At 74.0% G+C, this 13,107-nt stretch carries 11 protein-coding genes; 6 read left to right on the top strand and 5 right to left on the bottom strand.

What is annotated here, in order from left to right; all coding sequences use genetic code 11:
- Window positions 1-23 precede the first annotated feature (23 nt).
- Window positions 24-1,043, top strand: coding sequence for a hypothetical protein (locus JQX11_RS25665; protein WP_204927506.1), 1,020 nt, complete (start codon window positions 24-26; stop codon window positions 1,041-1,043).
- A gap of 108 nt (window positions 1,044-1,151) precedes the next feature.
- A complete protein-coding gene (gene ppc, locus JQX11_RS25660) occupies window positions 1,152-3,938 on the top strand; it encodes a phosphoenolpyruvate carboxylase (RefSeq protein WP_204927505.1) in 2,787 nt (928 codons plus the stop codon).
- Window positions 3,939-4,027: 89 nt separating this feature from the next.
- Here ppc and JQX11_RS25655 read toward each other — a convergent pair whose 3' ends face one another.
- The gene (locus tag JQX11_RS25655; protein ID WP_204927504.1) at window positions 4,028-4,822 is read right to left on the bottom strand and encodes a hypothetical protein; all 795 of its coding nucleotides are present in this window, start codon (window positions 4,820-4,822) and stop codon (window positions 4,028-4,030) included.
- 53 nt (window positions 4,823-4,875) lie between these two features.
- Between JQX11_RS25655 and JQX11_RS25650 the strand changes: the two genes are divergently transcribed.
- On the top strand, window positions 4,876-6,027 hold the full coding sequence (locus tag JQX11_RS25650) for a DNA recombination protein RmuC (protein WP_204927503.1): 1,152 nt from the start codon (window positions 4,876-4,878) through the stop codon (window positions 6,025-6,027).
- Between the two features lie 342 nt (window positions 6,028-6,369).
- On the opposite strand, the gene JQX11_RS25645 is transcribed toward JQX11_RS25650, so the two are convergent.
- Both JQX11_RS25645 and JQX11_RS25640 read right to left on the bottom strand, forming a co-directional pair.
- Window positions 6,370-6,831 (bottom strand): hypothetical protein, encoded by a 462-nt coding sequence (locus JQX11_RS25645; protein WP_232378537.1) that lies wholly within the window; start codon window positions 6,829-6,831, stop codon window positions 6,370-6,372.
- Window positions 6,832-7,073: 242 nt separating this feature from the next.
- Window positions 7,074-8,057 carry a 4-hydroxy-3-methylbut-2-enyl diphosphate reductase gene (locus tag JQX11_RS25640; RefSeq protein ID WP_204927501.1) on the bottom strand — a complete coding sequence of 328 codons (984 nt, stop codon included), beginning with the start codon at window positions 8,055-8,057 and terminating at the stop codon, window positions 7,074-7,076.
- 125 nt (window positions 8,058-8,182) lie between these two features.
- Between JQX11_RS25640 and xseA the strand changes: the two genes are divergently transcribed.
- Both xseA and JQX11_RS25630 read left to right on the top strand, forming a co-directional pair.
- The gene (xseA, locus tag JQX11_RS25635) at window positions 8,183-9,397 is read left to right on the top strand and encodes an exodeoxyribonuclease VII large subunit (protein WP_204927500.1); all 1,215 of its coding nucleotides are present in this window, start codon (window positions 8,183-8,185) and stop codon (window positions 9,395-9,397) included.
- 10 nt (window positions 9,398-9,407) lie between these two features.
- Entirely contained in the window at window positions 9,408-9,620 is a 213-nt protein-coding gene (locus JQX11_RS25630; protein ID WP_204927499.1) for an exodeoxyribonuclease VII small subunit, read from the top strand.
- A 7-nt stretch (window positions 9,621-9,627) separates the two neighbouring features.
- On the opposite strand, the gene JQX11_RS25625 is transcribed toward JQX11_RS25630, so the two are convergent.
- Together JQX11_RS25625 and JQX11_RS25620 are read right to left on the bottom strand one after the other, a co-directional pair.
- Window positions 9,628-10,365: an alanyl-tRNA editing protein gene (locus JQX11_RS25625; protein WP_088642862.1), complete on the bottom strand. Its 738-nt coding sequence runs from the start codon at window positions 10,363-10,365 to the stop codon at window positions 9,628-9,630.
- 39 nt (window positions 10,366-10,404) lie between these two features.
- Entirely contained in the window at window positions 10,405-11,823 is a 1,419-nt protein-coding gene (locus JQX11_RS25620) for an aminotransferase-like domain-containing protein (protein WP_204927498.1), read from the bottom strand.
- A gap of 231 nt (window positions 11,824-12,054) precedes the next feature.
- On the opposite strand from JQX11_RS25620, the gene JQX11_RS25615 reads away from it, so the two are divergent.
- On the top strand, window positions 12,055-13,101 hold the full coding sequence (locus JQX11_RS25615) for a serine O-acetyltransferase (protein ID WP_204927497.1): 1,047 nt from the start codon (window positions 12,055-12,057) through the stop codon (window positions 13,099-13,101).
- Window positions 13,102-13,107: the final 6 nt, after the last annotated feature.

Here is a 13,107-nt window from a genome sequence, read left to right as displayed (position 1 = left end):
CATTGCGGTCATAGGCTGGGCCGGTGGACGAGGAGCCGCGGACCCGGGCCTGGCTGCCCCGCACGGCGGCGCTGCTGTTCGGCACGCTGGTGCTGGCCAGCGCGTTCATCGCGGCCTACGTCGGCGCGCTGCACCAGCCGCACCCCCGGGACGTGCCGGTCGGCGTGGTGACCGGCGACCAACGCGCCGAGGCGCTGCTGACCGCCGTGCGGGCCCGCACCGACACCATCGAGCCCGTCGGGTACGCCGACCCCGGCGCGGCCGACGACGCCCTCACCGCCCGCCAGGTGTACGCCGTGCTCACCTCCGCCCCCGACGGCACGCTCACCCTGGCCACCGCCAGCGCCTCCGCGCCGGCCGCCACCGAACTGGTCACCGGGGTCCTCACCCCGGCCGCCCAGCAGGCCGGACTGCCGCTCACCGTCACCGACCAGGTGCCCGTCTCCCCCGACGACCCGCGCGGCCTGGTGCCATTCTACCTGGCCGTCGGGCTGGTGCTCGGCGGCTACCTGGCCTCGACCGCGCTCGGCGTCTCGCTCGGCACCGCCCCGCGCGGGCTGCGCCGGGCCGGGCTGCGGATCGGTTCGCTGGCCGTGCACGCGGTGCTGCTCGGGACCATCGGCGCGGTGCTGGTCGGCCCGGTCCTCGACGTCTGGGACCACGACCTGGTCGCGGTGGCCGCGGTCGGCATGCTCACCGTCTTCACCGCCGCGATGGTCGCCGCCGCCGTGCAGGGCTGGCTGGGTCTGCTCGGCACCGGGCTGGTGATCCTGCTGCTGGTGGTGCTCGGCAACCCCGGCTCGGGCGGCATCTACGCGCCCGAGTTCCTGCCCGCCGCGCTGCGCGGCATGCACCGCTGGAACGTCCCCGGCCTGGCCACCGACCTACTCAAATCGGCCGTCTACTTCGACTGGCGGTCGGCCCGCTGGCCGCTGGCCGGGCTGCTCCTATGGACCGTCCTGGGGCTGTCCGGCCTGCTCACCGCCGCCCTGTTCCGGGGACGCCGGGCCGGTCGGGCACGGGTCGGGGGCGGCGCGCGGTGATCGTGGGGAAGGTGACACACCGAACCCCTTCCTCCCGGACCGGGCCGCGCAGATACCATCCAGGGAGTCGGACAGCGCTGTCCTTCGTACTCACGTAAGGAGCGCACGGTGACCGACCAGCATGATCACGACGGGCCCGACGCCGCACTGCGGGCCGACATCCGTCGACTCGGCACCCTGCTCGGCCAGACCCTGGCCCGGCAGGAGGGTCGACCGCTGCTCGACCTGGTCGAGGAGATCCGCGCCCAGGTCCGCTCCGACGCACCGGCCGCCGCGCAGCGCCTCGGCGGGCTGGACGTGACCACCGGCACCAAGCTGGCCCGCGCCTTCTCCACCTACTTCCACCTGGCCAACATCACCGAGCAGGTGCACCGGGCCCGCGACCTGCGCCGCCGCCGGGCGATCCAGGGCGGCTGGCTGGACCAGGCGGCCAAGATGATCGCCGAGCGCGGGGTGCCGGCCGAGGAGATCGCCGCCGCCGCCCGCCGCCTCGCGGTACGCCCCGTCTTCACCGCCCACCCCACCGAGGCGGCCCGCCGGTCGATCCTGTCCAAGCTGCGCGCCATCGCCGACGAGCTGGACGCCGAGACCGCCAACGCCATCCTCTACGGCGCCAGCGACGAGGCCCCGGCCAACCGCCGCCTCGCCGAACTGCTCGACCTGATGTGGCAGACCGACGAGCTGCGCCTCGACCGGCCCGACCCGACCGACGAGGCCCGCAACGCCATCTACTACCTGCGCGACCTGTACGCCGAGGCCGCCCCGCAGGTGCTCGACGACCTGGCCGACACGCTGCGCACCCTCGGCGTGGAGACCTCGCCGACGTCGCGCCCGCTGACCTTCGGCACCTGGATCGGCGGGGACCGGGACGGCAACCCGTTCGTCACCCCCGTGGTCACCCGCGAGGTGCTGCGCATCCAGCACGAGCACGGCATCACCGCCACCGAGGCGGCGATGGAGCACCTGGTCAACGAGGTCTCCGTCTCCCGCCGGCTGCGCGCCGTGTCGCTGGACCTGTCGGCCAGCCTCGCCGCCGACCTGGACGCGCTGCCCGAGGTGGCCCCCCGGTTCCGCCGGGTCAACGCCGAGGAGCCCTACCGGCTCAAGGCCCGCTGCGTGAAGGCGAAGCTGGCCAACACCCGGGAGCGGCTGCGCGCCGGCACCCCGCACGTGCCGGGCCGGGACTACCAGGGCTCCGGCGAACTGATCGCCGATCTGGAGCTGCTGCGCGCCTCGCTGGCCCGCAACTCCGGGCAGCTCACCGCCGTCGGCCGGCTCGCCTCGACCATCCGTACCGTCTCCGCGTTCGGCCTGCACCTGGCCACCATGGACGTCCGGGAGCACGCCGAGAAGCACCACGAGGTGCTCACCCAGCTCTACGCGGCGGTCGGCGAGGTGTCGGACTACCCGTCGCTGACCCGGCTGGAGCGCACCAAGCTGCTCGCCGACGAGCTGACCGGCCGCCGGCCGCTGTCCGCCCTGGACACCCCCTTGACCGAGGCGGCGCGCAAGACGTTCGACGTGTTCGGGACCATCCGCGAGGCGCAGGACCGGTTCGGCGGCGAGGTCATCGAGTCGTACATCATCTCGATGACCCTCGGCGTGGACGACGTGCTCGCGGCGGTGGTGCTGGCCCGGGAGGCCGGCCTGGTCGACGTGCACACCGGGCGGGCCCGGATCGGCTTCGTCCCGCTGCTGGAGACCCCGGCCGAGCTGAACGCCGGCGGCGAGATGCTCAACGAACTCCTCTCCCTGCCGGCCTACCGGGCGCTGGTCGCGGCCCGGGGCGACGTGCAGGAGGTGATGCTGGGCTACTCCGACTCCAACAAGGAGGCCGGCATCACCACCAGCCAGTGGTCGATCCACCGGGCCCAGCGGGCGCTGCGGGACGTGGCCGCCCAGCACGGCGTGCACCTGCGGTTGTTCCACGGCCGGGGCGGCACCGTCGGACGCGGCGGCGGCCCCACCCACGAGGCGATCCTGGCCCAGCCGTACGGCACCCTGGACGGTGCGATCAAGGTGACCGAGCAGGGTGAGGTCATCTCCGACAAGTACACCCTGCCGGCGCTGGCCCGGGAGAACCTGGAGCTGACCGTGGCCGCGGTGCTCCAGGCGACGCTGCTGCACACCGCCCCCCGGCAGCCCGCCGAGCAGTTGGAACGCTGGGACGCGGCGATGGACGTGGTCTCCGAGTCGGCCTTCCGGTCGTACCGGGACCTGGTGGAGGACCCGGACCTGCCGGCGTACTTCTGGGCGTCGACGCCGACTGAGCTGCTCGGCGCGTTGAACATCGGCTCCCGACCGGCGAAGCGGCCGAACACCGGGGCCGGGCTCGGCGGCCTGCGGGCCATCCCGTGGGTGTTCGGCTGGACGCAGACCCGGCAGATCGTGCCCGGCTGGTTCGGGGTCGGCTCCGGCCTCGCCGCCGCCCGCGCGGCCGGCCTGGAGGACGTGCTGGCCGAGATGCACCGCAACTGGCACTTCTTCCGCACGTTCCTGTCGAACGTGGAGATGATGCTGACCAAGACCGACCTCAGCATCGCCCGCCGGTACGTCGAGACGCTGGTCCCCGAGGAGCTGCACCCGATCTTCGACAAGATCCAGCAGGAGTACGAGCTGACCAAGCAGGAGGTGCTGGCGGTCACCTCGTCGCCGGCCCTGCTGGAGAACTCGCCGGTGCTCCAGCGCACCCTGGCGGTGCGCGACACCTACCTGGAGCCGCTGCACCACCTCCAGGTGGCGCTGCTGCGGCAGTACCGGGAATCCGGTGCCGCCGGCCGGGCGGTCATCACCGCGCCGGGCGGCCGACGCGCCCCCAGCGACGGTACGGCCCTGGAGCGCGCCCTGCTGACCACGGTCAACGGCATCGCCGCCGGGATGCGCAACACCGGCTGACGGACTCCCTCCCCTGCCGCCGCCCCGGGGCGGTGGCAGGGGCCGGCCGGGGCCGCACCGGCGCGTGCCGCCGACCGGCGGCATCGGGCTCAGAAGTCGCCGCCCCCGAAGTCCCCACCGCCGAAGTCGCCGCCCCCGAACCCACCGCCACCGAAGTCGCCCCCGCCGAAGTCACCGGCGGTGCCGAAATCGCCGCCGGGGTCCCCGGCCGTGCCGAAGTCGCCGCCGAAGTCCGCGCCGTCGCCGAAGCCCTCCTGGTAGCCGGCGTCGTACCCCGGGTCGGCGAAGGCCGGCGAGAAGAGCGCGTCGGCGATCAGCATCCCGCCGACCACCCCGACGCCCGCCCCCAGCGCGGTCTTCCACCACGGCGTCGAGTACCAGCCGGCCGGCACCGGCCGGCCCTGGTAACGCCCGCCCGGGTAGTAGTACGGGGTGTCCCGGCCGGGCTGCGGACCGGCCCTGAACGTCTGCCCCTGCACGTCCACCTGACGCTCCCGGGTGATCTCCCCGGCCCCCTGCGCGGCGGCCAGCGGGGGCAGCTCCGGGCCCGGGTCCAGGCCGAGCGCCACCCGGGCCGCCCGCGCGTACGCCAGCCCCTCCAACGCGGTCTCCCGGGCCAGCCGGAACTGGTGCACCGTACGGGCCTGCTCCAGCTGGCTGCCCGCCGCGTTGTACCGCTCACCCGCGTCGACCAGCGCCTGGCGTACCGCCGGGTCGTCGCCGTGCAGGTTCATCACCTGGCCGCCGAGGCGTTCGTACCACCGTTGGGCGTCGGCGCGGACGTCGGCGAGGCTACGCGCCTCCCGGGCCGCCTTCTCCCGCCGCCACCAGACGAAACCACCGGCCAGCATGGCGACCAGGATGAGCACGAGCAGAAATTCCATCCTCCGAACGTACCCGGGGGCGTCGAGTCGTACCCGTTTGGCAAGCTCTGGTGATGGACTTCTCGACGCTGGCCGTGGTGGTGGTGTGCCTCGCCGCCGGCGGGGCGGTCGGTTGGTACGCCGCCCGCGCCCGGTCGGCCACCGAGATCGCCCGGCTGGAGGCCACCCTCGCCGCCACCCGCGAGGGCGAGGGCCGGCTGGAGCAGTCGATGCGGGCGCTGAGCTACGAGGCGACCGCCCAGTCCCAGGAGGCGGTGGCCCGTGCGGTGGCCCCGCTGCACGACACCCTGCGCCGCTACGAGCAACGCGTCGGCGAGCTGGAACGCGACCGCGTCGACGCCTACGCCGAGCTGCGCGAACAGGTCCGCTCGATGGGGGCCGTCTCCGGTGAGCTGCGCACCGAGACCAAGCAGCTCGTCGCCGCCCTGCGCGCCCCGCAGGTGCGCGGACGTTGGGGCGAGCACCAGCTCCGCCGGATCGTCGAGGCGGCCGGCATGCTGGAACACTGCGACTTCAGCGAGCAGGTCACCGCCGCTACCGACCACCAGGGGGTCCGCCCCGACCTGGTGGTCCGGCTGCACGGCGGGCGGACGGTGGTGGTGGACGCGAAGGCGCCCTTCGACGCCTACCTGACGGCGATGGAGGCCCGCGACGAGCGTAACCGGGACACCCACCTCGACCGGCACGCGAAGCACCTGCGCGGGCACGTCGACGCGCTGGCCGCGAAGACCTACTGGGCCGCGTTCGACGACAGCCCGGAGTTCGTGGTGCTGTTCGTGCCGGCCGACCCGTTCCTGGACGTGGCGTTGCAGCGAGACCCGACGCTGCTGGAGCACGCGTTCGCCCGCAACGTGGTGCTCGCCACGCCGGCCACCCTGGTCGCGCTGCTGCGTACGGTGGCGTACTCGTGGCGGCAGGAGGCGTTGGCCCGCAACGCGGTGGCGGTGCACTCGCTCGCCCGGGAGCTGTACGGCCGACTGTCCACCCTGGGCGATCACGTCGGCAAGCTCGGCAGCTCACTCGGTGGCGCGGTGACGGCGTACAACCGGGCGGTCGGCTCGCTGGAGGCCCGGGTCCTGGTCAGTGCGCGCAAACTGGCCGAGCTGGGCGTCTCCGACCAGGAGCTGACCGTCCCGGCCCAGGTCGAGCTGGCCCCCCGCCAACCCCAGGCGCCCGAACTCCTCCCCACCGACGACCGCCCCTGACCCACCCCACCCCGTCCCGCCCCGGCCCCGCCGCCGGGCGCCCGGCGGCTGAGGGCGCGATGTCGGCTCAATGGCGGTATCGAAACGGCCGGATACCGCCAAATCGGCGAAAGCGCGTCGACCCGGCGGGCCCGGACGGACGCGAGCCCCGGAAGGGCGCGGCCCCGGACGGGCGCGGCCCCGGACGGGCGCGGCCCCGGACGGGCGCGGCCCCGGACGGGCGCGGGCCGACGGGCGCGGGCCGACGGGCGGCCAGGCGGGCACGGGTCGACGGGTGTCCGGACAGGCGCGGCCCGACGAGCGTCCAGGCGTGCGCGGGTCGGCGGGCGCGCGGGTGGGTGGTCAGGAGCGGCGGGCGGATTCCACCAGGAACGGGACACCCTGCTGGCAGGTGCTCATCAGGTCGGGTTGGGCCCGGCCGGTGACCGTCACCCGGGCTCCCGCCACGAGCACGTCCTTCGGGCCGCCGACCAGTTGGTGGCCGTCGAGCAGCACACACCCCGGCTCGACCCCCGCCTCGACGGTGCCGGTCAGCTCCGTCGCGCCCGGACCGGGCGGCAGCCGTGGGCCGCCGGGTGGCGGCTTCAGCCCGCCTGGCGGCACCGACCCGGCCGGCGGTGCGGACGGGGCCACCGAGGCCGGCGGCGTGGACGGTGGCACGGTGCCCGTCGGGGTGACCGTGTCCGTCGGGGCGACCGTGGGGGTCGGGGAACTGGTCGGCGTGGCCGGCGGGCCGGTGACGTCGGCACCGTCGCCACAGCCGGCGAGCGCCACACCGGCGGCCAGCAGCACGACGACCGCCATCCGAGGAGTTCTCATACCACTGGGACGCGCCCCACCCGTGATCCGTTCCGTCCGCCGGGAACCCACCGACGAGGGGCACCGGTGCCGGCAGGCCACCGACGAACACGCCGACGCCGACCCCCGGTCGGCGCGTCACCCGGGTGCCCGGGTCGGCGCGAGGCTTCCGTGCCGGGTCAACCCCGCCGGAGCCGGTCCCCGGCCGGCGCGCGGAGCGGGTCCCTGGTCGGCGGGCCCGCCCGGGGTCAGCCCCGGGAGGCGGCCTTCATGTCGCGCTTGAGTTCCTGCGGCAGTGAGAAGGTCAGCCGCTCGTTGGCGGTGACCACCTCGTCGACGTCGGTGAAGCCCCGCGCTGCCAGGTGGGCCAGCACCTCGTGGACCAGTTCGTCGGGCACGCTCGCGCCGGAGGTCAGCCCCACCGTCCGGGCGTCGGCCAGCCAGGCGTCGTCGATCTCGTGGGCGAAGTCGACCAGGTGCCCGGCACGGGCCCCGGCGTCCAGGGCCACCTCGACCAGGCGTACCGAGTTGGACGAGTTGCGCGAGCCGACCACGATCACCACGTCGCAGTCGGGGGCGATCTCCTTGACCACGTGCTGCCGGTTGGAGGTGGCGTAGCAGATGTCGTCGCTGGGCGGCGACTGGAGCAGCGGCAACCGGGTCTTGAGCCGGGCCACCGTCTCCAACGTCTCGTCCACCGACAGCGTGGTCTGGGAGAGCCAGACCACCTTGTTCGGGTCGCGCACGGTGATCCGGTCCACGTCGTCGGGGCCGTCGACGAGCTGGATGTGGGCGGGGGCCTCCCCGGCGGTGCCGATGACCTCCTCGTGCCCCTCGTGACCGATCAGCAGGATGTCGTAGTCCTCGGCGGCGAACCGCTTGGCCTCCTGGTGCACCTTGGTCACCAGCGGGCAGGTCGCGTCGATCGCCCGCAGCGACCGGGCCTTGGCCTGCTCGTAGACCTCGGGGGCGACGCCGTGCGCGGAGAAGATGACGGTGGCGCCCTCGGGCACCTCCTCGTTCTCCTCCACGAAGATCGCGCCCCGCGCCTCCAGGGTCTGCACCACGTGCTTGTTGTGCACGATCTGCTTGCGGACGTAGATCGGCGCCCCGTAGAGCTTCAGCGCCTCCTCGACGGTCTGCACCGCCCGGTCCACCCCGGCGCAGTAGCCGCGGGGCTTGGCCAGGAGCACGCGCTTGCCGGTCTTTGGGGTCGCCTCAGCCTCGGTCACCCGCCCATCGTACGTGTCGACATCTCCCCCGGCAGGAGCTGCGACCCGTACCACAGCGGGGGTACGGGTCGCGGCGGGCGGCCCGGCAGCGCCGGGTCGTCGGAGGCGGACCGTAGGGTGGGCGGGTGACCGACGCCCCCCGCAGCACCCCCGAGGAACCCTGGCCGGTCCGGGTGGTCAGCCAGAAGGTCGGCGCGTGGATCGCCAAGCTCGGCTGGGTCTGGGTCGACGGGCAGGTGGCACAGATCAGCCGTCGCCCGGGGGCGGGCACGGTCTTCCTGACCCTGCGCGACCCGTCGGCCGACCTCAGCCTCACCGTCACCACCAACCGGGACGTCCTCGACTCGGGCGCACCGGAGCTGCGCGAGGGCGCCCGGGTGGTGCTGCACGCCAAGCCGGAGTTCTACGCGGCGCGGGGCACGCTGAGCCTGCGCGCCGACGAGATCCGCCAGGTGGGGCTCGGTGAGCTGCTGGCCCGGCTGGAGAAACTCAAGAAGCTGCTCGCCGCCGAGGGGCTGTTCGACCGGGCCCGCAAGCGCCGGCCGCCGTTCCTGCCGCAGCGGATCGGCCTGGTCACCGGCCGGGCGTCCGCCGCCGAGCGGGACGTGTTGACCAATGCCCGGCGGCGCTGGCCGGCGGTGGAGTTCCGCACGGTCAACGTGGCGGTGCAGGGGCCGGGGGCGGTGTCGCAGATCGTCGACGCGCTGCGGGTCCTCGACGCCGACGAGAGCGTCGACGTGATCATCCTGGCCCGGGGCGGTGGCGGCATCGAGGATCTGCTGCCCTTCTCCGACGAGGCGCTGTGCCGGGCGGTCTTCGCCTGTCGTACCCCGGTGGTGAGCGCGATCGGCCACGAGACGGACGCCCCGCTGGTCGACTACGTCGCCGACGTCCGCGCCTCCACTCCGACGGACGCCGCCAAGCGGGTCGTGCCCGACCTGGCCGACGAGGTACGGCTGATCGGTCAGGCCCGTTCCCGGCTGGAGCGGGCGGTCCGCAACCTGGTCGACCGGGAGTCGCACCGGCTGACCCTGCTGCGGTCCCGGCCGGTGCTGGCCCGCCCACAGGTGATGGTCGAGCAGCGGGCGGCCGAGGTGTCCGCGTTGCGGGACCGGGCGGGGCGCAACCTGCACCACCGGCTCGACGCGGCCACCGGCGACCTGCGGCACACCCTGGCCCGGCTGCGGGCGCTCTCCCCCGCCGCCACCCTCGACCGGGGCTACGCGATCGTGCAGCGGGCCGACGGGCACGTGGTCCGGGCGGCCGGCGAGGTGGCCGGGGGCGACCCGCTGCGGGTCCGCCTCGCCGAGGGCGAGCTGACCGTGACCGTGGACGCATGAGGAGGACGAGATGAGCGACCCGAAACCCGAGGATCAGCTCAGCTACGAGCAGGCCCGCTCCGAGCTGGCCCAGGTGGTGGAGCGGCTGGAGGCCGGCGGCACGTCGCTGGAGGAGTCGCTGGCGCTGTGGGAGCGCGGCGAGCGGCTCGCCGCCGCCTGCCAACGCTCCCTCGACGGCGCCCGCGCCCGGATCGACGCCGCCCGGTCGACCACCGACGCCTGACCCGGGGTCAGCTGACCAGGCGGATGCGGACCCGGCGGTTCTGCTTGCCCTTGCTCTCCACCTTGACCACCTGGATCCGCCCGACCTGCCCGATGGACGCGACGTGGGTGCCGCCGTCGGCCTGCACGTCGAGACCCTCGATGTCGACGATCCGGACCTCCTGCTCGTCCGGCGGGATGAGGTTGGTCTGGGTGCGGACGATGTCGGGGATGGCCAGCGCCTCGTCGCGGGGCAGCACCCGGACGGAGACCCGCCGGTCGGTGGCGAGTTCCTTGTTGACCGCCTCTTCGAGCAGGCCCTTGAAGCCCTCGGGGGGCTGCGGCAGGTTGAAGTCCATCCGGGCCTCGCCCGGCTCCATGTTGCCGCCGGTCACCAGCGCACCGAAGTCACGGAACACCACGCCGCAGAGCACGTGCAGGCCGGAGTGGGTACGCATCAGGGTGAACCGGCGCTCGTCCTCGATCGCGCCCCGGACCTCGACGCCGACCGGCGGCACCGGGTCGCCCTCGGCGGGGATCAGGTAGAGGTCGTCACCCTTGTGGGTGCCGACGATCCGGGTCTGCACCCCCTGCCACAGCAGCACGCCGTGGTCCGGCGGCTGGCCGCCGCCACCGGGGTAGAAGGCGGAGCGGTCCAGCACGATGCCCCGTTCGGGATCGACGTGCACGACTCGGCAGGTCCACTCGCGCAGGGACGGGTCGGCGAGGTCGAGACGCTCGGTGCGTCCGTGGTGGGAGATGCCCATGGGGGCGCAGCGTACTACCGATCGTCGCGCACCGTGAGACTAGCCACGCCCGGCCTCGGCCCAGTAGCCGGCCAGCCGTCGGACCACCTCGACCAACTCCGCCTCGTCGAGGGTGAAGGGGAGGCGGACGTGGTCCAGGTAGGAGCGTGCCCCCACGGCGAAGTGCGAGCCGAGCATCAACTGCATGCCGTGGTGCTGGGCGACGTGGTTGAGCTGTTGCAGCGGCCGGGGGGTGGCGCACCAGACGCTGAGCCCGCCGTGGGGCGGCTCGTGCCGCCACTGCGGCAGGTGTTCGGCGAGGGCGGCGAGCAGGGCGTCGCGGCGGCCGAGCAGTTCCCGCTGCCGTTCGAGACGGATCTGCGCCAGGTCGTCGAGGAGTTCGACGGCGAGCAGTTGGGTGGGCAGCGGGCAGCCCAGGTCGTACATGGCCCGCAGGTGCACGATCCGTCGCAGCTCGCGGCGGGGGCCGATCAGCCAGCCGATCCGCAGGCCCGGCCAGCAGACCTTGCTGAGGCTGCCGACCGTGTAGATCTGCGCGCCGGGGGCGTACGCGCCGATCGGGGGTGGCGGGAGCGGGCCGTCGATCCGGGTGTCGGCGAGGGTGAGGTCCTCCACCAGCGGCACCCCGTACCGGCGGGCGATGGAGGCCAGTGCCGCGCGCCGACGCTCGGTCATCGTCCACCCGGTCGGGTTGTGGTATGTCGGGATGACGTAGATGAAGGAGGGTTCGTACCGGCGGACGGCCGCCTCGACCGCCTGCGGGTCGGCACCCTCCCGCTCGATCGGCACGACGACCAGCCGCAACCCGGCGGTACGCAGCGACGCCAGCACCGTAGGGCAGGTCAGCTCCTCGACCAGGACGGTGTCGCCGCGCCGGGTCAGCACCCCCGCCAGCAGGGACAGCGCCTGGGTCGCGCCGTTGGTGACGATCACCTCCTCGGCGGCGGTGACCCGGCCGTCGGCGGTCAGCTTGCCGGCGATCCGCTCCCGCAGCCCGGGGTAACCGGCCGGTTCGTACACCCGGCCGGGCAACGCGGCGGCGGCCAGCGCGGGCAGCCGGGACATCGCCGCCATCAGCCACGGGCCGGGCGGCGGCGACGGGACCGTCAGGTCGACGGTCCGGACCCGGTCGCGGACCACGTCGGCGATGAAGCCGCTCGCCGCCGCGCCGTAGTCGGCCAGGGGCGCGACGGCGGGTTGGGCGTGCGCCACCCGGGTCCCGCTGCCCTGGAGGCTGACCAGCCAGCCCTCGTCCTTGAGCAGGCTGTACGCCTGGGCGATGGTCGTCCGGCTGACGGCCAGCGCCACGGCGAGCCGGCGTTCCGGGGGCAGTTCACTGCCCGGGGGTAGCGATCCGAGCCGGATCAGCAGCCGCAGCTGCTCGGCCAGGCCGCGGTAGAGCCGGGTCTGGTCGTCCTTCCACGCACCGATCTGAGCGGCCAACTCTTCCGCGTTCATGCTCTCCCCCCAATGGACTGAGGATTGGCTATTTCCCTCAGCCACTGACTTGAGCAATATTCCATCGTCACGTTAGCGGGGGGCTGTGACTACGATCTGGCACCGCACCTGCCCGCTCTGCGGCCAGGTCCGCTTCCGACGCGTGACGTCGCACCGAGTGTCATCTCACTCGAGCCGCCGAGGGAGACGGTTCCAAGCAGAACGGGGAGCGGGAGCCGCATGGAGTCGTCCTTGCACGCAGCCGCGGGCTCGAACGGCACGGGGCAGCGCGTACCGGCCCCCCGCGCCGCGTCCGGACCGGCCACTCCCCCGGGCAGTCCGCCGCCGGCCGACCCGGCGTCGACCGAGGCCCTGACGCCACTGCTGCGCACGGAGATCGTCCGCCTCGTCGAGGCCGAGGCGTCCCCGGCGGTGACCCAGTCGCTGCTGACCCCGCAGCGGCTGCGCGCCATCTGCGAGGTCGCCTCGGAGGACCTGCTCGCGCTGGCCCGCCGGGACCCGGCCGCCGGCGGCTCGTGGCAGTACGTCTGGGACAGCTACGTCGCCTACCGGGCGACCCTCGCCTACCGGGTGGCGCACGCCGTCCACCGGGCCGGGGACACCCCGCTGACCCCGGACGTCCGGCTCGCCGTGGCCCGCCGGGTCTCCGAGGCCGCCAAGGTCCGCACCGGCGTGGAGATCCACCCGGCCGCCAGCATCGGACGGCGACTGATCATCGACCACGGGCTCGGCACAGTGATCGGCGAGACCACCGAGATCGGCGACGACGCGTACATCCTCCAGGGGGTCGTGCTCGGCGCGCGGGGCATCGCCGACAACCCCAGCGGCCGGCGGCACCCCCGGCTCGGCGACCGGGTCGAGGTGGGCGCGTTCGCCCGCATCCTCGGTGCGGTGACGGTCGGCGACGACGTGCTGATCGGGCCCGGGATCATCGTCACCACCGACGTGCCGAGCCACCGCCGGGTCCGGCTGCTCAACCAGTACCAGGGTGCCTCCGGCGAGTGCAACGTCCGGGTCTTCGGCGTCGTCCCGGTCTGCGAGGGCGTGGTCGAGGTGCACGGCACCGGTCTCGCCGCGATCGAGGTCGACCTGGTGACCAGCACCGGCCAGCACCGTCCGGTGGTGGTCCTGGAGCGCGACGACCGGCGGGTCCGGTGCGCGGTGAACCGTCCCGGCACCGACGAGCGGCTCCGGATCATCGACACCTGCGGGAACGAGACGGTCCTCTACAACCTCCAGCAACTCTGGCGGGCGCTCGACGAGTTCGGCTTCGCGTGACCAGGA

Origin of the sequence: Micromonospora humida (assembly GCF_016901255.1) — a bacterium.
GTDB lineage: Bacteria > Actinomycetota > Actinomycetes > Mycobacteriales > Micromonosporaceae > Micromonospora > Micromonospora wenchangensis.
This window is presented reverse-complemented; position numbering and strand designations above follow the sequence as displayed.